This window comes from Microvirga arabica, assembly GCF_016811235.1.
Classification (GTDB): Bacteria; Pseudomonadota; Alphaproteobacteria; order Rhizobiales; family Beijerinckiaceae; genus Microvirga; species Microvirga arabica.
Genome location: NZ_JAFBID010000208.1, coordinates 1 through 991, shown reverse-complemented (window position 1 = coordinate 991; position 991 = coordinate 1). Strand labels below are relative to the sequence as shown.

Annotated in this window: 1 protein-coding gene; it reads left to right on the top strand. The window is 58.6% G+C overall.

The window, feature by feature from the left end; genetic code table 11:
- Positions 1-224: 224 nt before the first annotated feature.
- Positions 225-902 (top strand): protein-L-isoaspartate(D-aspartate) O-methyltransferase, encoded by a 678-nt coding sequence (locus JQC81_RS32505; protein ID WP_203275875.1) that lies wholly within the window; start codon positions 225-227, stop codon positions 900-902.
- Positions 903-991 lie beyond the last annotated feature (89 nt).

Here is a 991-nt window from a genome sequence, read left to right as displayed (position 1 = left end):
TCACTTGCTTGCCGCGTGAGCGCTCTACCGAGCGATTGAGCCTTTCGCGTCCCCTCTCCAAATTTGCGACACAATCCCGAAAACAGCTAAGGTTCCATGCCCGACTGAGATTTGGGGCGCGGTCAATCGGGACAACCTGACAGCCACCCTGAGCGTTACTCCGGGTGAGCCAATCGCTTGCAGGCAGACTGACCGGCGAGCGGTTTGATCGGAACCCGATTGTCATGAAAGCCATGAACGAGAGCCACTTGGCAATTCTGCGGCGGCATATGGTCGAGTTGATTGCCATCCACACTGATCTGGCCAGCGACGAGATCGGCAGAACCGTGCTGGATGATCGGGTAATGGCCGCGATGCGGAAAGTGCCACGACATCTGTTTGTCCCTGCACCTCTTGCGGCTTATGCCTACCAGGACACACCCCTGCCCATCGGTTTCGACAAGACAATATCACAGCCCTTCATCGTGGCACTCATGTCCGATCTTCTGTCGCCGCAACCCGGCGAGAAGGTGCTCGAGGTGGGGACCGGGCTGGGATATCAGACGGTGATCTTGGCGGAGCTCGCGGGTCAAGTCTCGAGCATCGAGATTGTTGAGGAGTTTGCTAGCCTTGCGCAGGATCTTCTGCGCCAACTCGGCTACACTAATGTCGAGATCCGCGTGGGAGATGGATCCCGTGGATGGCTTGAGCGCGCGCCCTTCGACAAGATCTTGGTGACGGCTGCGGCTGACATGGCGCCTGCCGCTCTGCTTGACCAGCTCAAGTCGGGCGGGCGCTTAGTGATGCCCTTGGGTCCGGAAGAGATGCAGCGGCTCACGGTTATCGACAAGGATGGAGACGGTCAGACAAGAGTTCGGAGTCTCCTTCCGGTTCGCTTCAGCCGGCTGGAGACGGTCACCTGAAGCACTCCGAACGATTGTGTCGCAAATTTGGAGAGGGGACGCGAAAGGCTCAATCGCTCGGTAGAGCGCTCACGCGGCAAGCAAGTGAA

Coding starts and splice junctions, on each gene's coding strand:
- JQC81_RS32505 (WP_203275875.1), top strand. CDS start 225: ATGAAAGCCATGAACGAGAGCCACTTGGCAATTCTGCGGCGGCATATG.